The sequence below is a fragment of the Pseudomonas sp. LBUM1643 genome, from assembly GCF_059716215.1.
This window is the reverse complement of the sequence record NZ_CP166813.1, coordinates 2,126,741-2,145,745: the sequence shown is the minus strand read 5'-3', so window position 1 is coordinate 2,145,745 and position 19,005 is coordinate 2,126,741. Positions and strand designations below refer to the sequence as shown.

Sequence of the window (19,005 nt, the reverse complement as noted above, 5' to 3'; positions counted from 1 at the left end):
TCCGCGGGGCGTTTCAAGCATACGGCGATGGTCGCTTGAGCTCTTTACTTGTCAAATGACCGGGAGTTATAAGAACTGTCAAAACCGTAACCCAATGGAAGGTTGAACCCCATGAGTCAAACCGATCGGGACTATAGCGAAAAACGCGATTTCATCCGCATGCGAGTGGATGCCGAGGTGGCGCTGATTCATGAGGGCGATGAGGTTCCAGCCGTCTGTATCGACCTTTCCAGCAGCGGCATGCAGGTTGAAGCGCCCCGCTTGTTCAAGGTCGGCGACCTGTTGAGCGTGCGGATAGATTCAGAACATGCTGCCCTCAAGGGCCTTGAAGCCGACACCGAGGTGGTATGGGTCAGGGACCAGGACGGCGGGAGCCAGAAACTCGGGCTTACAATCTTGAAGATGAAATAACGTCGATTTCAAACGAAAGAAGGCGGCCTGATGGCCGCCTTCCTTGTTTTACCAGTCGAAATCAAAAATCGTCTTCGACCTGACCGTCCTTGACCCTGAATTCGCGGTTTTGCAGGTACGCATTGCGGATGAAGATGTACTTGTCGCCATTGATCAGCTTCTCGGCCGACAACAGGCTGGCACGGGTATCGACAATATCCAGCGCCATGAACGAGTTACGCGCTGCGACATCGTCGACGTAGCGATAAGCGCCGACGTAGGAGTCAGCATACTTCGCTGGCGCATCGCGCAGGGTGCTCGGGCCCAAGAGCGGCAGCATCAGGTACGGACCGCTAGGCATGCCCCAGTAGCCGAGTGTCTGGCCGAAATCTTCGTCGTTGCGCTGCAGGCCCATTCGGGTGCCGACATCGATGAAGCCCAGCAAGCCAAACGTGGTGTTGAAGATCAACCGCGCGGTATCAACACCCGCCGCAGCCGGTTTGGCTTGCAGCACGTCGTTGGCCAGGTTGCGAACATCACCGATGTTTCTGAAGAAGTTGTGAATGCCGTCTTCAACGAACTGCGGCGTCACGTACTGGTAGCCCTGGGCCAAAGGCTTCAGTGCATAGGTGTCGAGCACATCGTTGAACTTGTAGATCGGACGGTTGATGCTTTCCAAAGGGTCATCTTCCGATGCTGCCTGAGCAACAAACGGAATCAGCAATACGCTGGAACACACACAAAGCTGAGCTAGAAGATTGCTCCAGCGCATAGAAAAACTCCTTGGATTGTACTGACGTGGGCTCACGGCCCAGACGTTAAGCTCGACAGTATAAGACGGAAACGCCGCTTTAGGCAGCATCAGCGTCCGCTGCTGTAGGGCAGCGGCGATGTCAGGCGATTCACTTGATTGTCACTCAACTGTCATCGGCGACGCATAGCCTCGTACTATTTCAGGGACGTTGATATGCCGCACGCCGAAGTCTTACCCCTCGTTGCTCCGCGCCTGACCGCCGTTTTGTTTGGTCTCAGTGGTTGCCTGGTGGATTTCGGCGCCCGAACCCGTGAACACCGCGACCTCTGCACCACACACGCCGAACTGACTCCCGGCGCACTGGATAGCCTGCACAGCCTGCAGCGCCAACATATTCCATGCGCATGGGTAGATGAATTGCCCCTAGCCCTCAGCCATTCCCTGGCCCTCGCACTGCCGGAATGGGTCAAACCATCGACACAAATCGAAACAAACAATTCATGGCCGGCGCCTCACGCCTGCTGGGAAGCGTTGATGTCGCTCAACGTTGATCGGCTGGAGGGGTGTGTCCTGGTCAGCGGAGAACCGCGCCTGCTGCAATCGGGCCTGAACGCCGGGTTGTGGACGATTGGCCTGGCGTCTTGCGGTTCGCTCTGCGGGCTGGCACCCGCTGAGTGGCAAGCATTGACGGCACAACAGCGCGAAATCAAACGCGGCAAAGCGACGGTTCAGCTGTTCGGCCTGGGTGTGCATTCAGTGATCGATCACCTGGGCGACCTCGATACCTGCCTGGCAGACATCAATCAGCGCCGACTCAAGGGCGAAAAGCCCTGAACGCCGCCTCTCCAACATGAACACATGCAGGTTGTACGCGAGTGGATTAATCTAGAGGCAAGCCATAGACCTTTGGCATGTTGCTGCGGTCTATGCCAGTGCCTATCGATAAAAGGAAGAACGCCATGCCTGCCCGCGAACTGCAAGAACAGCTCAATACTCTGCGCGAGCAATTGGAACAGAATCCGCCACTGTCCGAAGCCGAGCGCGAGGACCTTCACGCGTTGATGCAACAGATCGAACTGGAAATCGAGCTTGAGACCAAGACTCAAGACACCAGCCTTGCCGACGGTGTAAACCTGGCGGTAGAACGCTTCGAACTCGAACACCCTGCCATTGCCGGCACGTTGCGCAACATCGTGCAGACCCTGGGCAATATCGGGATCTAACCCCGTCAGATGCAAAAAAGCCCCGCCAGTGATGGTGGGGCTTTTTGTTTTCAACGACCGACAAATTACTTTGAACTGCGCGCCCTTTTTAGCAGCTGGCGAAGCCTGCGTTGAAGCCAAACGCAGGCTGCGCCAGCTGCTACATAAACAAGATCGTTACTGACGAACCAGACGATGGTTCGGCAGTTGCACCTCTTCAGTGCTGCGATACGGGTTGATGTCCAGCCCGCCGCGCCGTACGTAGCGCGCATACACCGTCAATTTCTCCGGTTTCAACAGCCGCTGCAGATCAAGGAAGATCCGCTCGACGCACTGCTCATGGAAATCCGAGTGCTGGCGGAAACTCACGATGTATTCCAGCAAACTCGCGTGATCCAGCGCCGCGCCGCGGTATTCCACGGTCACGCTGCCCCAGTCCGGTTGACTGGTCACCGGGCAGTTGGATTTGAGCAAATGGCTGTGCACAATCTCTTCCACAATGCGTGAATCGTCACAACGCAACAGCTCCGGGCGTGGGTGCTCGTAGTTGCTGACAGTGATCTCCAGATCGTCAATGCACACGCCCGGCAATGCCACCACGCCTTCGGCTTCAACGTCTTTCAGGCTGCGGATGCGCACGCCGACCGGTTTGCCGGCAGCGGCGGACAAATCCCTGACCAGCGCAGTTTCGAGGCTCGAAGTGTCGGCGAAGGGCGTCTGATTCAGCGAATTGAGATACAGCTTGAACGACTTGGATTCGATGATATTCGGCGAATCCGCAGGGATGCTGAACTCACCGATCGCGACGACGGGCTTACCCGATGGCAGCAACCAGGACAGCTCGAAGCAGTTCCAGAAATCCACACCTTTATAAGGCAAGGTTTCTGCGGTCAGGCCCAGCTCGGCCCATTTCGCGGTGCGCGGGATCGGGAACAACAGGGACGGTGTGTACGTGGCGATGTATTCGCTGGATTTGCCCAGCGGCGAGTGTTCGGCTGCGGGATGCATGGCGGAAACCTGACTGAATAATCAGCCGATTCTACCAGCCTTTGCTCCCGCCTTTGAGTGCTGTTACAGAGGGTTTTCCTCTACCCCGGTTTCCGCCTTGTTTTACTTAGCTGCGTCGACGGTCAACTTGCCGACCATGCCCGCCTGGTAATGACCAGGAATATTGCAGGCAAATTCCAGGTTGGTGGCCTTGCTGAACGTCCAGGTCAACTCCGCGGTTTTGCCGGGCTCCACCAGTACGCTGTTGGGGTCGTCGTGCTTCATCCCGTGATCCATTTTGCCCATGGAGCCGTGGTCTATTTTCTTCATGCCTGTCGGCGTCAGCATGCCGCTTTGCTGCATTTGCAGCATTTCCCGCTGATGGCGAGCATGCATCGCCGCGTCACCAAGGTTGAATTCGTGCAGCAGCTGGCCTTTATTCACCAGCACGAAGCGCACCGTTTCCCCTGCCTTGATATCGATGGTTTTGGGGTCGAACGACATATCGCCCATCACCACTTCAATGCTGCGAGTCGCCTTGGACGCTGGCGCCGGCTGACCGAAATCGAAAGTATGCGCGGGCGCTGCCCATGCCGGCGTGCTCAGCGCCAACAGACAGGCGCACAGCAGAAAAGGTTTGCGCAAAAACATAGTCATACTCCAACAAGATAAGGTTCAGCTTGTAGAAGACATTAAACTGCTGTCACTGCCTTGAACCTGACAGCCAGATTACAACTTTGTCAGGTTGGCCTGCATTCGCGCTGCCCACGGTATAAAGCATTCGCTTCATTAGCCTCGAGTTATCCATGAAACTGCTGATCGTCGAAGACCAACTGAAAACCGGCCACTACTTGCGCCAGGGCTTGACCGAGGCCGGGTTCACCACCGAACTGGTGGCCGATGGCAGCACGGGTCAGCAGCTGGCATTGAGTGGCGATTACGCCCTGTTGATCCTCGACGTGATGCTGCCCGGTCGCGATGGCTGGCAGATCCTGCAAGCGGTGCGCGGTGCCGGGCTCGATACGCCGGTACTGTTTCTGACCGCCCGTGACGCAGTGGAAGACAGGGTTCATGGCCTGGAGCTGGGAGCCGACGACTACCTCGTCAAACCGTTCGCCTTTTCCGAGCTCCTGGCCAGAGTCCGCAGCCTGTTGCGACGCGGCAGTGCGCCACCTCAGGACACCAGCCTGCAACTGGCCGACTTGCGCCTCGACCTCATCCGCCGCCGTGTCGAACGCAGTGGTCAGCGCATCGACCTGACCGCCAAGGAATTCGCCTTGCTGGAGATGCTGTTGCGCCGTCAGGGTGAGGTGCTGCCCAAGTCGTTGATTGCATCGCAGGTCTGGGACATGAATTTCGACAGCGACACAAACGTCATCGAAGTGGCCATCCGCCGCTTGCGCCTGAAAGTCGATGATGAATTCCCCAACAAATTGATTCATACCGTACGCGGCATGGGTTACGTCCTTGAAGAGCGCCCCGCCTGATGCGTCGATTGTCCTTGAGCAGCCGCCTGGCGCTGTTGTTTGCCGCCTGCACGGCCGTGGTGTCATTGTTCGCTGGCGTGCTGTTCAACCGTGCCAGCGAGGCACACTTCATCGAGCTTGATCAACAGTTGCTGGAGGGCAAGTTGATTGGCCTGCGCCGGTCGCTGCAGGACATTCAATCCAGCACTAGCGAAGTCAAACTGGCAGATGAGTTGAGTCGACAGGCTGATCTGTCTTTGCGGATCACGGGCAGCGACGGTCAGCGCTGGTACGACAGTTCGGCGCGCCTGCCCGAGACACTCCCGCAAACACCAGGCCTGTCGACCCTCAAGGGTAATGGCACGGACTATCGCGTCCTGAACGCGCCACTCTACCCCGACAAACCCGATTCGCCGCAACTGACGCTGTTGCTGGACATCACTCACCACCAGCACTTTCTACAGCGCATGCAGCACTTGATCTGGTTGACTGTCGGGCTCTCCGCGCTGGCCACTGCGTTGCTCGGCGCGTGGGCGGCGCGCAGCGGGTTGCGGCCATTGCGGCGCATGAGCGCGGTGGCTCGCGGGGTGTCGGCGCAATCGCTCAACGCGCGCTTGCCCGAAGAAAACATGCCGCCAGAACTCGCAGAAATGGCCCACCACTTCAACGCCATGCTCGGGCGCCTGGACGACTCCTTTCAGCGGCTCTCAGCGTTCTCCGCCGACATTGCCCATGAACTGCGCACGCCGCTGTCGAACCTGTTGATCCACACGCAAGTCACCCTCACCCGCCCACGTCCGATCGAGGACTATCGCGAAGCACTGCACAGCAACCTCGAGGAGCTGCAATGGATGGCGCAACTGGTCAACGACATGCTGTACCTGGCCAAGGCGGACCACGGGTTGTTGATGCCCAGTCGCGAACCGCTGAACCTGGCGGACGAGGTGGATGTGTTGCTGGAATTTTTTGCGCCTTTGGCCGATGACTCCCACGTGACAGTGAGCCGCGAGGGCACTGCACGCATGGTGGGCGATCGCAGCATGTTGCGACGGGCGTTTTCCAATCTGCTGGATAACGCGTTGCGGTTCACGCCGGTCGATGGCGAAGTGCGGGTGCGGATCGCTGATCAACCGCAAGGGATGAGCCTGACTATTGAGAACACGGGGGACGAGGTTGCCGAGGCGTTGTTGCCGAGGTTGTTTGATCGTTTCTACCGGGCTGATCCGGCACGCCAGGAAGGCAGTAGTGAGCATGCGGGATTAGGGCTGGCGATCACCCGTTCGATCATACGTGCCCATGGCGGGCAGATCTGGTGTGAATCGGAGAAGGGCTTGACGCGCTTTGTGATTGAGTTGCCCAGAGGAGATTGAGGCCAGCAGGGCCGGCCTCATCGCGAGCAAGTCGAATCGTCGCACCGTCGGCTCCCACAGGTTTCGGAGTTGACCATGAATCTGTGGCTCAACTCGTTCCACGGTGGAAGCGAGCCTGCTCGCGATAGCGGACTGAAGCTTTACGAATACCGCAACGCGTGAGCCGGTTCGATCTTCGCCGCTCGCCAGGCCGGGTAAACCGTGGCCAGAAAGCTCAGGACAAATCCCGCCGAGCAGATCAGCAGCACATCCCCGCCCTGCAGTTCCGAAGGCAGGTTACTGACAAAGTACACATCCGAACTGAAGATGTGCTGCCCGCTCACCCGCTCCACCCAGCCCACCAACTCACTGACGTTCAGCGCCGCAATCACGCCCAACACGCCGCCGATCAAGGTGCCGACGATCCCGATCACCGTGCCCTGCACCATGAAGATGGCCATGATCTGCCGTGGTGTGGCGCCGATGGTACGCAGAATGGCGATGTCCGCGCCTTTGTCGTTCACCACCATGATCAGGGTGGCAATGATATTGAACGCCGCCACCGCGACGATCATCAGCAACAGCAGACCGATCATGGTTTTTTCCATCTTCATCGCGCTGAACAGGCTGCCCTGGGTGTGGGTCCAGTCGTCAGCCCGGTAATCAGCACCCAAACCGCTGGCGATGTCGCCGGACACTTTCGGCGCGGCATACAGGTCCTTCACCGCCAGACGCACGCTTTGTACCTGATTCGGCTGCCAGTGCTGCATTTGCGCAGCATCGGCCACATGAATCAGTGCCATCGAACCGTCCAGCTCGGCGCCGACCTTGAACACACCGACCACGTTCAGGCGCTGCATCCGTGGGGTAATCCCCCCCGGCGCGGTGCTGACTTCCGGCACGATCAGGGTGATCTTGTCGCCGACGTTCAAGCGGAAACGTCGCGCCGTAATCTCGCCGATCACCACGCCGAACTCACCGGGCTTCAAGTCATCCAGACGCCCCTGGACGATGTGCTGGGCAACGATCGACACCTTGCCTTCCAGCGCCGGGTCGACGCCGCTGACCTGGATCGGCTGCATCGTCCCCTTATAGGACAGCATGCCTTCCATCTCGGTGAACGGCACGGCGGCGGTGACTTCGGGATTTTTCATCGCCGCCGCGGCAACCGGTTGCCAATCATCAATCGGATTGACGCCGACGATGGTCGCATGAGGCACCATGCCGAGGATCCGCGAGCTCATCTCGCGTTGAAATCCGTTCATCACCGACAGCACCACAATCATCGCCAACACGCCGAGGGCGAGGCCGATCATCGAGGTCATCGAGATGAAGGAAACAAAGCGATTGCGACGCTTGGCGCGGGTATAGCGCGCGCCGATAAAGATCGATAACGGTCTGAACATTCGCTTGGGCACCGTATAAAAATAAAAGACCCGACGCACTGTTCAGTGACGTCGGGCTTGGGCCGGTCAGATGGGGGTCAGGCAACCTTCCTGCAAATGCAGGACGCGATCCATCTGGCGGGCCAGGTTCATGTCGTGAGTCACCACCAGGAACGCCGTGCGCATCGAGGTGCTGAGCTCCAGCATCAAGTCCTGAATGCCCTGCGCGGTGTGGGAGTCGAGGTTGCCGGTCGGCTCGTCGAGCATCACCAGGCCCGGATTGTTCACCAAGGCGCGAGCAATCGCCACGCGCTGGCGTTCGCCACCGGACAGCTCGGACGGTTTGTGCTCCAGGCGATGACCCAGCCCTACCCGCTCCAGCAACGCCGTCGCACGCTGACGCGCTTCCGGAATCGCCGTCTTGCCGATCAGCAACGGCATGCAGACGTTTTCCAGCGCGGTGAATTCCGGCAGCAAATGGTGAAACTGGTACACGAACCCCAGGGACCGGTTACGCAGCAGACCGCGATTCTTCTCGCTCAGTGCTGACAGCTCTTCGCCGTCCAGCCACACACTGCCCTTGGTCGGCGTGTCGAGGCCACCCAACAGGTTCAGCAAGGTACTTTTGCCCGAACCCGAAGTGCCGACAATCGCCACACGCTCGCCCGGGTGCAACTCCAGTTGCAAGCCGGCCAGAACCTCCACCGATTCCGGGCCTTCCTCGTAGGACTTGCCCAGATTGCGGCAGCTCAGGATTGCTTTTTCACTCATGCCCAACTCACTCATAACGTAGCGCCTCCGCAGGCTGGGTGCGCGCGGCACGCCAGGCTGGATACAGGGTGGCGAGGAAACTCAGGACCAACGCGGCGGCGCAGACCATCAACACGTCCTGGCTCTGCACTTGCGACGGCAGGTAATCAATAAAGTACACATCGGCGTTAAGGAACTTGTGGCCGATCAGCCCTTCGAGGGCCGAGATCGCGGCGCTGACGTTCAAGGCGGCAAAGATCCCGACCACAGCGCCAATCGCTGTGCCGACCACGCCGATGACCGTGCCCTGCACCATGAACGTGCGCATGATCGTGCCCGGCGTAGCGCCCAAGGTACGCAGAATCGCAATGTCGCCTTTCTTGTCATTCACCACCATCACCAGCGTGGAAATGATGTTGAACGCCGCCACGGCCACAATCAGCAGCAACAGCAGGCCGATCATGGCTTTTTCCATGCGGATCGCCTGATACAGATTGCCGTGGGTGCGGGTCCAGTCGCGAGCATAGTAATGGTCCTGCCCCAACTGCTGGGCGATGTTCCACGCGGTGCGCGGCGCCTGGAACAGGTCATCGAACTTGAGGCGAATGCCCTGTACCTGATCCGGTTTCCAGCGGTGCAGCCTGGCCAGATCCTGCAGGTTGGTAACGCCGAGGTAACCGTCAATCTCACCGGCGCCGACATGGAAAATGCCCACCACGGTGAAGCGTTTCATGCGCGGGAACATCCCGGCCGGGGTGACGGTGACTTCCGGGGCGACAAATGTCAGCTTGTCGCCGATGGCCGCACCCAGCTTGGCCGCAGCCTTGTCACCGATGACGATGCCGAAACTGCCCGGAGCCAGGTCGTCGAGTTTGCCCTGCAGCATGAACTTGTCGATGATCGAGACCTGGCGCTCCAGTGCCGGATCGATGGCATTAAGCAGGACCTTGGAGACTTTGCCGTTATTGGTCAGCAAACCCTGCATTTGAGTAAACGGCGCCACGGCCGTCACCTGCGGGTTCTGTTTGACCTTGTCAGCCAGGCTTTGCCAGTCGTTGATCGGCTCACCAGACTCGATGGTCGCGTGGGGCACCATGCCCAGCACGCGGGTGCGCATCTCATGATCGAAGCCATTCATGACCGACAGAACGACGATCATCACGACCACGCCCAGGGCGAGCCCGATCATCGAGGTCAGGGAAATGAATGACACAAAATGATTGCGACGCTTTGCACGGGTATAACGCGTGCCAATAAATACGAAGAGAGGTCTGAACATGTCGGGGCTTGTTCGGAGGGAAAAGGAACGTCCTTGTGGCGGGGGTCGATAACCAGCTTTACACTCAGACCACCGCCGCTACCATGGGTTCGCCATGTCGACATTAGATGAAGAAGATCGCCGCGAATACTACCGTATCGAGGACATGATCGCACTGGAAATTCGGCCCCTGTCCGCTGCCGAGGCCGCAGGACAGGAAGTGTTGCAGGATGCTTCTCCACTCTTCAACTTGCTCAGCGAATTGCACCTGAGCGAATTCGAGTCGCAGCACCTGTTGCGCCAGATCAGCGAGCGGGACCGCAACCTAGCGGCGTTCCTGAAATCCCAGAACAAACGCATCGATTTGCTCAGTCAGGTGATCGCGGTCACCGTGCTTGGCCAGATCGGCGAGCCACAACCCGTGATCATTTCCGAAGGTGGCATCGACTTTCAGCACCCCACCCCGATTGCCGCCGGCGCACAACTGTCGATCAAACTGGTGCTGATGCCTCAAGCCCTCGGCCTGTTGCTGCGCGCTCGCGTCACCCATTGTGATCCCAAGGGCGGCGGCTACGACATCGGCACCGAATTCCAGATCCCGACCGACGCCCAGCGCCAACTGCTGGCCCGCTACATCTTGCAAAAGCAGGCCCAGGAACGACGTCTGGCCCGCGAACAAAACGAATCAGGCCTCTAATTTAAGGAAGAACCGTGACCCTCATCTACGGCCATCGCGGCGCCAAAGGCGAAGCACCGGAAAACACCCTGACCAGCTTTCAGCAATGCCTCAAGCACGGCGTGCGCCGTTGCGAGCTGGACTTGCACCTGTCCAAGGACGGCGAACTGATGGTCATCCACGACCCGACCCTCAAGCGCACCACCGACCGGCGCGGCAAGGTCGTCGAGCATTCGGCGGCAGAGCTTTCGACCTACGACGCGCGCAAGGGCGGCCCTGGCTGGATCAAGCCATGCCCGATTCCAACGCTGGAAGAACTGTTCGAGAAGTGTGATTTCGAGCACTGGCAACTGGAAGTCAAAAGCGCTTCACGCACCCGCGCAGCGACTACCGTACTGGCGATTCGCGAAATGGCGCAACGCCACGGCCTGCTCGACAAAGTGACCATCACTTCGAGCTCCCGTGAAGTATTGAAAGCCGCGCTGGACCTGGTGCCGGATGTTTCTCGCGGACTGGTGGCCGAATACGCCTGGCTTGACCCATTGAAGGTCGCGCAAAGCTATGGCTGTGAAATTCTGGCGCTGAACTGGACCCTGTGTACGCCGGAACGCCTGCAGAAGGCGCAGCGACAAGGGCTGCATGTGTCGGTGTGGACAGTCAACGAGCCCGCGCTAATGCGCAGACTCGCCGACTTCGGCGTTGACAGCCTGATTACAGACTTTCCCGGTTTGGCCAGCGCCACGCTCGAGAATTGCTGAAATCGGTCTCCCCGGCCGGCTCAGGCCACCGGCCGGAGCCGCTCAAAAAAGCCGGTTGAGGCCATCGTACGCCGCTACCCGATAGGCTTCGGCCATGGTCGGGTAGTTGAACGTGGTGTTCACAAAATACTTCAGCGTATTCAAGTCACCCGGCTGGCTCATGATCGCCTGACCGATGTGCACGATCTCCGACGCCTGATAACCGAAGCAGTGAACGCCCAGCACTTCCAGCGTCTCGCGGTGGAACAGAATCTTCAGCATGCCTTGAGGCTCACCGGCAATCTGCGCACGCGCCATGCTCTTGAAGAACGCCTTGCCCACTTCGTATGGCACCTTGGCCTGGGTCAGCTCCTGCTCGTTCTTGCCGATCGAGCTGATTTCCGGAATGGTGTAGATACCGGTCGGCACGTCATTCACAAAACGCCAGCTGTTGTTATCCACGATGCTGCCAGCGGCCGAACGCCCCTGGTCATGCGCGGCACTGGCCAGGCTTGGCCAGCCGATCACGTCACCGGCGCCGTAGATATTCGGCTTGCAGGTACGGTAGGACTCGTCCACTTCGATCTGACCACGGCTGTTGACCTTCACGCCGATGTTTTCCAGACCCAACTGGTCGGTGTTACCGGTACGGCCGTTGCACCAGAGCAAGGCATCGGCCTTGATCTTCTTGCCGGACTTGAGGTGCAGGATCACGCCGTTGTCCACGCCTTCGACGCGGTCGTAGTCTTCGTTGTGGCGAACCGTGATGTTGTTGTTGCTGAAGTGGTAGCTCAGGGCCTGGGAAATTTCCGAGTCCAGGAAGCTAAGCAACTGACCGCGGTTGTCCACCAGCTCGACCAGCACACCCAGACCACTGAAGATCGAGGCGTACTCGCAACCGATCACGCCGGCGCCGTAAACGATGAGTTTACGCGGGGTGTGACCGAGGCTGAGGATGGTGTCGCTATCGTAGATACGCGGGTGGTGGAAATCGATGTCCGCCGGGCGATAAGGGCGCGAACCGGTGGCGATGATGATGTGCTTGGCCACCAGCTTTTCGACGACGCCATTGGCGCAGACCACTTCGATGGTTTGCTCGTCGGCGAAGCTGCCGGTGCCGAAGAACACGTCGACGCGGTTGCGGGCGTAGTAGCCGGTGCGCGAAGCGACTTGCTTGGAGATGACTTTTTCAGCGCTTTTCAGCACGTCCGGGAACGAGAACCAGCGCGGCTCACCAATCGCCCGGAACATCGGGTTGGTGTTGAACTGCATGATCTGCCGGACCGAGTGACGCAGTGCCTTGGACGGGATGGTGCCCAGGTGGGTGCAGTTGCCGCCGACCTGACGACGACTATCGACCATCGCCACCTTGCGTCCTGCTTTGGCGGCGTTCATTGCCGCGCCTTCTCCTGCCGGGCCAGAACCCAGCACCACCACGTCGTAGTTGTAGACAGCCATGCGTACTCCTCAGAACAGGCCGCGGCGCCATCGGCACCTGCGGCTAAATCACGCCGATCTGCGGCGTGAAGGAACAATTTGGGGTCAATGCAGAACCCGGACACAGTCTATAGAAGCGTCAACGCCGCGCACATTAACCCTTGGTCGCGTCGTAGGCTACTTTTGCCTGCACTACAACGCCAGTTTTCAATGCTTGCGACTCAATGATCACTCGGTTTTCCGGTGCTCAACCGTTCGAAAGCCTGATTGGTTCGTGTGACGAAACCGCTGTCGGTGCGAATCACAAAAAATGCGCCGATGTCGTGTTTTTCGGCGTAGTCCCACCCGCGCACGGGTCCGAGAATCAGCAGCAGCGTCGATAAGCCATCGGCCATCATGGCCGAAGGATCAATCACTGTGACGGACGCCAACGAGTGGGACACCGGAGCACCCGTGCGGGCATCAAAGGTGTGGGAATACCGCCTGCCGTCCTTCTCGAAATAATGACGGTAGTCGCCGGAGGTGGACACGCCGTTCCCGTCGAGACTGATCATGCGCTGGGCGACTTGCTGATCGTCGCGAGGTTCCTCCAGCGCGATCCGCCAGGGTGAGCCATCGAGCTTCCTGCCCGCCGCCTTCAGCTCCCCGGTGGCCTCGGCGAGGTAGTTGTGGATGCCCATTGCCTCGAGCTTTGCGGCAATCCGGTCAACGGCATAACCGGCGGCGATGCTGTTGAAGTCGACTTCGACTGCGGCGTCCTTGCACAGTTGATCACGCTCGATGCGCAGGTGTTGGTAACCGATTCGCTGGCGTACTTGCGCCAGCGCTTGGGCGTCGGGGACTTTCTCCTCTCGCGCCTGGGGGCCGAAACCCCAGAGATTGAGCAGCGGCTCCACCGTCAAGTCGTAGGAACCTTCGCTTTGTTCCGACAGTTGTTCACCGACGCGGATCAACTTGAGGACAGGCGCTGGCATGTGCTGACAGCGGTTGGCGGGCAGATCGTTGAAGCGTTCGATGTCGGAATCACTGCGGTAGGTGGACATCTGCTGATCGACTTCGGCGAGGATTTTTTCCATGTCGACCTGCACGTCTGCTGGAGAGGGAAGACCGGCCTGGCGCAGGTATTTGATCGAATACGTGCTGCCCATGGTCGGGCCGCTGAAGCTTTCCATGGAATCGCCATTGCCGCAGCCGGACAGCATGAAGCTGAACACAACAAGACAATACAACCGCCGTTTCAACAATTCCCACATCCCCTGAAGAACCCCAGACACACCATCACGGCCAGCAGTATGCACCACCCCCCTGTAGGAGCTGTCGAGTGAAACGAGGCTGCGATCTTTTGATCCTGCTCTTGAAAGTCAAAAGATCGCGGCCTTCGGCAGCGCCTACAGGAGCTCGCATTGTCATTCCCTTCAGTACGCAATCCATCCCGCGTAATGGCAATAACGTTTAAGCAGCAAGCTAACTAGTTGTTGCCTAACGATCTCTATACACATATCGTTACAAAACTGTTCGCCCAAGGAGCCTGGCTTCCTGAAAGCGCCGAGGACGCCTCTAGAACAAGGATTTCCAACCAGCTAGCCAAAAGTGAGTACGTACAAATGTCCTCGAATACGGGCAAAGGCAAGGCGATTTTTCGCGTTGTCAGCGGCAACTTCCTCGAGATGTTCGACTTCATGGTCTATGGCTTTTACGCCACGGCCATCGCCAAAACCTTCTTCCCCGCCGACAGCGCTTTCGCTTCGCTGATGTTGTCCCTCGCCACCTTCGGCGCCGGTTTCCTGATGCGTCCGCTGGGCGCCATTTTCCTTGGTGCCTACATCGACCGTCATGGCCGTCGCAAAGGTCTGATCATCACACTGGCAATGATGGCAGCCGGCACGGTGCTGATTGCCTGCGTGCCGGGATACGCCACATTAGGCGTGGCGGCGCCGCTGCTCGTGCTGTTCGGACGCCTGCTGCAAGGTTTCTCCGCCGGCGTTGAGCTCGGTGGTGTGTCGGTGTACCTCGCCGAGATTTCCACGCCCGGGCGCAAAGGCTTTTTTGTCAGCTGGCAGTCCGCCAGCCAGCAAGCGGCGGTGGTTTTTGCCGGTTTGCTGGGGGTGGGCTTGAACCACTGGCTCAGCCCGGAACAAATGGGTGACTGGGGCTGGCGCGTGCCGTTCCTGATCGGCTGCATGATCGTGCCCGTGATCTTCGTGATCCGTCGTTCGCTGGAAGAAACACCAGAGTTCCAGGCGCGCAAACACCGCCCTACCCTGCAGGAAATCATCCGCTCGATCGGTCAGAATTTCGGTATCGTCATCGCCGGTATGGCGTTGGTGGTGATGACCACGGTGTCGTTCTACCTGATCACGGCCTACACGCCGACCTTCGGCAAAGCCGAGCTGCATTTGTCGGACCTGGACGCATTGCTGGTGACGGTGTGCATCGGCCTGTCGAATTTCTTCTGGTTGCCGGTGATGGGGGCTGTGTCCGACAGGGTCGGGCGAAAACCCTTACTCCTGGCGGCGACGATTCTCGCGATTTTCACTGCGTACCCTGCCCTGTCATGGCTGGTGGCAAACCCGAGCTTCAGTCATTTGCTGATCGTCGAGTTATGGTTGTCGTTCCTGTACGGCTCGTACAACGGCGCGATGGTCGTGGCGCTTACCGAGATCATGCCGGTGGAAGTTCGTACGACCGGTTTCTCTTTGGCCTACAGCCTGGCCACCGCGACCTTCGGTGGTTTCACTCCGGCGGCCTGCACGTACCTGATTCATGTGCTGGATAACAAGGCGGCGCCAGGGATCTGGCTCACGGGCGCGGCGGTGATGGGATTGATCGCGACGCTGGTGCTGTTCCGGGGTAACCGGCACGAACTGCGGACGGCGCAAGCGGCGGTGGTTGGCGGCGCCTGATAGGCCGCCATCGCGAGCAATCTCCCACAGGTTCGTGCGCCATTTCAAAATTAGCGCATAATCTTTGGGAGCGAGCCTGCTCGCGATGAGGCCCGAAAACTCACCGCAAACTCACCGCTCCGCTACCTTCAACGAACGACTCCATCCCCCGCCCAACGCCTTGTACAACGTCACCTGGTTAATCTCCCGCGCCAACTCCAGTTGCGCCCACTTCTGCTGCGCGTCAAACAGCGAACGCTGCGCATCCATGGTCGAGAAATAGCTGTCGAGCCCCGCCTCGAAACGCAGACGCGACTGGCGATACGCCTCTTGATAGTCCCCTACCAGTTTTTTCTGGAACTCCACCTGCGTAAGCATTTCCTGCCGCGCATTCAACGCATCGGCTGCTTCACGAAACGCATTCTGCACCGTGGCTTCATACGCCGCCGTTCGACCGTCGAACCGCGCATGACTGGCATCCACTTGCGCCCGCCGCGCACCGCCGTCAATCAACGGCAACGACCCCGCCAACGCCACCGACCAGAATTCCGCAGGGCCACTGAGCAACCGCGAAAAATCACCCGTCAGGCTGCCCAACGCCGAGGTCAGCGAAAACGTTGGAAAGTACGCACTGCGAGCGGCGCCGATATCAGCGTTGGCCGCTCGCAACTGGGCTTCGGCAGACATGATGTCCGGCCGGCGTTCGACCAGCGACGACGGCAAACCCGCCGGAACGTCGAGCGTTGCCAACTGCTCGCCGAGCACACCCGTGGGCAACAAACCCACCGGCACCGGCTGCCCCACCAGCACCCGCAACGCGTTGCTGTTCTGCGCCACTTGCATGCGGTAGGTGTTGACCTGCACCGCCGCGGTATTCGTTTGCGCATCCGCCTGGTGAACGTCTATGCGCGCACTGGACCCGAGATTGAAACTTTTACGCAACAGTTGTCCGTACTTGTCCTGGGATTGGTAGGTGTTCTGTGCAAGATCAAGCAAATGCTGATTGGCCTTGAGACTCAACCAGGTGCTGGCGACTTCGCCAATCAATGCCAGGCGCGCCGTCTGGTAATCCGCTTCGGACGCCTCGAAACGCGCCCCGGCGGCGTTGCGTTGACTGCGGATAAGACCAAACAGATCAAGCTCGTAGGACGTGAACCCACCCGTTGCCTGAAACGTGTTGGCGATACTGCCGGCGCTGTCACCGCCTCCCGGCGTACGCACCAACGGCGGTAATTTGCTGCGTCCCGCGTAGGTGTCGATGCCAATCGTAGGAAAAAGTCCCGACTGCGCGCTGTCATAGCCGGCCCGCGCTTCTTCGACGCTGGCTGCGAACTGTCGCAAGCTGCGATTGTTGGTCAGTGCCATTTCGATCAGTTGACGCAGACGATCATCGACCACAAAACCGTGCCAATCCTTGTCGAACGCCTGCTTGCCCGCGCAACACTCACCCGCTGTGTTCGCTGGCCACTGCTGGTCGATGGGCGCATCGGGCTTCTCATAAGTCGGCTCCAGGGAACAGCCGCCGAGTAGTAACAACATGAAACATGAAGTGGGTAAGTAACTGTTCGTCATGGCGCGCACCTACAGGCGTTGGCCGAGCAAAGCTCGCAAGGGAGAAAGAAGCAAAGACCACAAACCTGAACGTCCGACACTGATGTGCGGCAGTGCCGGTTCCCGCGAGCGCACACGCAGCGGACGCCAACTTGGCAATGGCGTGTAGGACGGAACTTTGGCCTGCGCAGGCAAACGCGGCTTCGTACGCTTTTCTCCAAGCAATGACCGACGCAGTAAAGTACCGAACGCCAGCGCCGGCTCGGCCTTGCTCACCACATTGATCGTCGCGTCGCTGAACAGACGCGCAATCAGTTGCCGGCGCAGAGGCTCATCGAGGTCGATAAACCTCAAGCCCAACTGATCGTCGGCGTGATTGCGCATCACCTCGACGTCGAGCCAGCCCAGTTTGTCGATCCACAGTTGGCCGCGCAGCCCGGGCTTGATCGAGGACGCGAAGGCACATTTCAATGACGTGCCGCTGAGGGAAATATCCACCAGACGCCCGGGCAGGACTTTGCCGCCGAAGCGGAACCCGGTGGGCTTGTCGAACGGGAAGCGCTCTTCGCCGTGCAACCGTGGGCGGTCGACGCAAGCCACCAGCGTCGCCAGGTTGTACACCAGCGCGACCACCGTCCAGCAAAGGTTGAACAGCATGTTGCCGTCGAACGAGGCCGCCGTGCTGATGGCGATGTACGCGCCGATCTGTGAAAACAGCGTCAGGGCAAAAAAGAAGCCGAAGAGCTTCCAGTGGACCATTGTTTTCGTCCGGTCGAGCCCTTTCGCGGTGACTTTGAAGGGACGTCCAAAGGGCCGGATCATGGCGCTGGCAATGGTCGCCGTGACCGCCAGCGAGGCGACGATCTGGGTGACCTCGGTGAAAATCGGCAAGGTGCGCCGATCCGTGACCCAGGTGCCATATCCCCAGAACGCGATCAGCGCCGGCATGCCGAACGCAAGGAAATCCACTGGATTGGCGTAGAACCCGGCAATGCCGAAGTACCAATACAACACCGGGGACACCAGCATCATCAAAATGAACGGCTTGGAAAACCAGTGCATCAGCCCGTGGATGTAGTGCAACCGGTCATTGAGCGTGTAACCGCTGCCCCGCAACGGGCCGTCCTTGAGCAGCGCCACCTGGATGGTTCCGAGGCACCAACGCCCACGCTGATTGATGTACTCGGTCAAACCTTCGGCAGACAAACCAATCGACAAACGCTCATTCAACCAGCGCGTGACGTAGCCTTTTTGCAGGAGTCGATACGTCGTGTAGATGTCTTCGCAGACCGAGCCTGTCGGAAATCCACCGATCTCGTTGATTAAATCCCGCCGCACGACGAAGGACGTCCCGACGCAGAACGCTGCATCCCACCCATCTTTCGCCGGCTGGTAGACGTCGAAGAACACCCGCTGCTCATCGACCCAACAGGCTGAAGTGCCGAGGTTGTGCTGGATCGGATCAGGGTTGTAATAGAACTGCGGCGTCTGCACGAGGCCGACTTTCGGGTCATCGAACAGCCCCAGCGTGCGCAACAGAATCGGTTGCTGCGGGGCAAAGTCGGCGTCCAGTACCAGTATGTATGGCGCGTTGCTGCCTAGCGCCGATTGACGCAGGCCGTTGTTCAGATTGCCCGCCTTGGCGAAGGAGTTATCCGGGCGTCGCGCGTACTGCACGCCCACCTCGGCACAGTAATCGCGCAACCAGTCGCGACGCGTGTCGTCGAGCACCCATATGGTGAAGTTGGGATAATCGATGGCCTGGGCGGCAATAATGGTTTTTTCGAGGATCTCCAGGCCTTCGTTGTAGGTGGCGATGAACACGTCCACGGCGGGCACATCCACACCCCAGGCGCGCAACTCTCGCTCGCCGGCGTCCGCGTCCTTGCTGTGATCCGATCGGCAGAGCATGACGACAATGGAGAACAGCGTGTAACCGATCGCCAGCATTTCAAAAAACAGAAAGGCATACGCCCATACCGTGGCGAAGCCTGAGTGGCTGTCGGGCAAGGTGTCGCGAATCCGCCAAGCAGCGTAGTTGAGCAACAACAACGCGGTGACGGCACCGAAACCTGCCCGCGCCGCCCATTGGTCCCGATGCGTGAGGCAGGTGAACAGAATCACCGCCGCCAGTGTCCAGAAATTGATTTGCAGCAGTTGCAGCGAGTCCAGTGCCTGCAT

The 19,005-nt window shown here is 59.2% G+C and carries 18 protein-coding genes; 8 read left to right on the top strand and 10 right to left on the bottom strand.

The window, feature by feature from the left end; genetic code table 11:
- Positions 1–111: 111 nt before the first annotated feature.
- The gene (locus tag ACA063_RS09610; RefSeq protein WP_497665652.1) at positions 112–411 is read left to right on the top strand and encodes a PilZ domain-containing protein; all 300 of its coding nucleotides are present in this window, start codon (positions 112–114) and stop codon (positions 409–411) included.
- Between the two features lie 61 nt (positions 412–472).
- Here the strand turns inward: ACA063_RS09610 and ACA063_RS09605 are convergent, their stop codons facing one another.
- A complete protein-coding gene (locus ACA063_RS09605) occupies positions 473–1,162 on the bottom strand; it encodes an MlaA family lipoprotein (RefSeq protein WP_194690420.1) in 690 nt (229 codons plus the stop codon).
- Positions 1,163–1,357: 195 nt separating this feature from the next.
- Between ACA063_RS09605 and pcrP the strand changes: the two genes are divergently transcribed.
- Positions 1,358–1,978, top strand: coding sequence for an HAD superfamily inactivated hydrolase PcrP (gene pcrP, locus ACA063_RS09600; RefSeq protein ID WP_497665651.1), 621 nt, complete (start codon positions 1,358–1,360; stop codon positions 1,976–1,978).
- 125 nt (positions 1,979–2,103) lie between these two features.
- Complete coding sequence (locus ACA063_RS09595) at positions 2,104–2,367, top strand: DUF4404 family protein (RefSeq protein ID WP_497665650.1); 264 nt, start codon at positions 2,104–2,106, stop codon at positions 2,365–2,367.
- 156 nt (positions 2,368–2,523) lie between these two features.
- On the opposite strand, the gene queF is transcribed toward ACA063_RS09595, so the two are convergent.
- Positions 2,524–3,354 (bottom strand): NADPH-dependent 7-cyano-7-deazaguanine reductase QueF, encoded by an 831-nt coding sequence (queF, locus tag ACA063_RS09590; protein ID WP_497665649.1) that lies wholly within the window; start codon positions 3,352–3,354, stop codon positions 2,524–2,526.
- A 102-nt stretch (positions 3,355–3,456) separates the two neighbouring features.
- On the bottom strand, positions 3,457–3,984 hold the full coding sequence (gene copI / locus ACA063_RS09585; protein ID WP_497665648.1) for a copper-resistant cuproprotein CopI: 528 nt from the start codon (positions 3,982–3,984) through the stop codon (positions 3,457–3,459).
- A gap of 155 nt (positions 3,985–4,139) precedes the next feature.
- Here copI and ACA063_RS09580 point away from each other — a divergent pair, with 155 nt between their 5' ends.
- Positions 4,140–4,820 carry a heavy metal response regulator transcription factor gene (locus ACA063_RS09580; RefSeq protein WP_497665647.1) on the top strand — a complete coding sequence of 227 codons (681 nt, stop codon included), beginning with the start codon at positions 4,140–4,142 and terminating at the stop codon, positions 4,818–4,820.
- Complete coding sequence (locus ACA063_RS09575; RefSeq protein WP_497665646.1) at positions 4,820–6,169, top strand: heavy metal sensor histidine kinase; 1,350 nt, start codon at positions 4,820–4,822, stop codon at positions 6,167–6,169. Before ACA063_RS09580 ends, ACA063_RS09575 begins: the two co-directional genes overlap by 1 nt.
- A 140-nt stretch (positions 6,170–6,309) precedes the next feature.
- Here ACA063_RS09575 and ACA063_RS09570 read toward each other — a convergent pair whose 3' ends face one another.
- From ACA063_RS09570 to ACA063_RS09560, 3 genes are all read right to left on the bottom strand, one after another.
- On the bottom strand, positions 6,310–7,554 hold the full coding sequence (locus tag ACA063_RS09570) for a lipoprotein-releasing ABC transporter permease subunit (protein WP_497665645.1): 1,245 nt from the start codon (positions 7,552–7,554) through the stop codon (positions 6,310–6,312).
- A gap of 66 nt (positions 7,555–7,620) precedes the next feature.
- The gene (lolD, locus tag ACA063_RS09565) at positions 7,621–8,304 is read right to left on the bottom strand and encodes a lipoprotein-releasing ABC transporter ATP-binding protein LolD (protein WP_497665644.1); all 684 of its coding nucleotides are present in this window, start codon (positions 8,302–8,304) and stop codon (positions 7,621–7,623) included.
- Between the two features lie 7 nt (positions 8,305–8,311).
- Positions 8,312–9,562 (bottom strand): lipoprotein-releasing ABC transporter permease subunit, encoded by a 1,251-nt coding sequence (locus tag ACA063_RS09560; RefSeq protein WP_497665643.1) that lies wholly within the window; start codon positions 9,560–9,562, stop codon positions 8,312–8,314.
- 94 nt (positions 9,563–9,656) lie between these two features.
- Between ACA063_RS09560 and ACA063_RS09555 the strand changes: the two genes are divergently transcribed.
- Positions 9,657–10,238, top strand: coding sequence for a PilZ domain-containing protein (locus tag ACA063_RS09555; protein WP_497665642.1), 582 nt, complete (start codon positions 9,657–9,659; stop codon positions 10,236–10,238).
- Positions 10,239–10,252: 14 nt separating this feature from the next.
- Positions 10,253–10,975: a glycerophosphodiester phosphodiesterase gene (locus ACA063_RS09550; RefSeq protein WP_162437405.1), complete on the top strand. Its 723-nt coding sequence runs from the start codon at positions 10,253–10,255 to the stop codon at positions 10,973–10,975.
- A 42-nt stretch (positions 10,976–11,017) separates the two neighbouring features.
- On the opposite strand, the gene sthA is transcribed toward ACA063_RS09550, so the two are convergent.
- Positions 11,018–12,412, bottom strand: a complete 1,395-nt coding sequence (sthA, locus tag ACA063_RS09545; RefSeq protein ID WP_497665641.1) for a Si-specific NAD(P)(+) transhydrogenase — start codon at positions 12,410–12,412, stop codon at positions 11,018–11,020.
- A gap of 200 nt (positions 12,413–12,612) precedes the next feature.
- Positions 12,613–13,644, bottom strand: a complete 1,032-nt coding sequence (locus ACA063_RS09540) for an FAD:protein FMN transferase (RefSeq protein WP_497665640.1) — start codon at positions 13,642–13,644, stop codon at positions 12,613–12,615.
- 351 nt (positions 13,645–13,995) lie between these two features.
- Here ACA063_RS09540 and ACA063_RS09535 point away from each other — a divergent pair, with 351 nt between their 5' ends.
- A complete protein-coding gene (locus tag ACA063_RS09535) occupies positions 13,996–15,294 on the top strand; it encodes an MFS transporter (RefSeq protein ID WP_497665639.1) in 1,299 nt (432 codons plus the stop codon).
- A 111-nt stretch (positions 15,295–15,405) separates the two neighbouring features.
- Here ACA063_RS09535 and ACA063_RS09530 read toward each other — a convergent pair whose 3' ends face one another.
- Both ACA063_RS09530 and ACA063_RS09525 read right to left on the bottom strand, forming a co-directional pair.
- The gene (locus ACA063_RS09530; RefSeq protein ID WP_497665638.1) at positions 15,406–16,845 is read right to left on the bottom strand and encodes an efflux transporter outer membrane subunit; all 1,440 of its coding nucleotides are present in this window, start codon (positions 16,843–16,845) and stop codon (positions 15,406–15,408) included.
- Between the two features lie 9 nt (positions 16,846–16,854).
- On the bottom strand, positions 16,855–19,005 hold the full coding sequence (locus tag ACA063_RS09525) for a glycosyltransferase family 2 protein (RefSeq protein ID WP_497665637.1): 2,151 nt from the start codon (positions 19,003–19,005) through the stop codon (positions 16,855–16,857).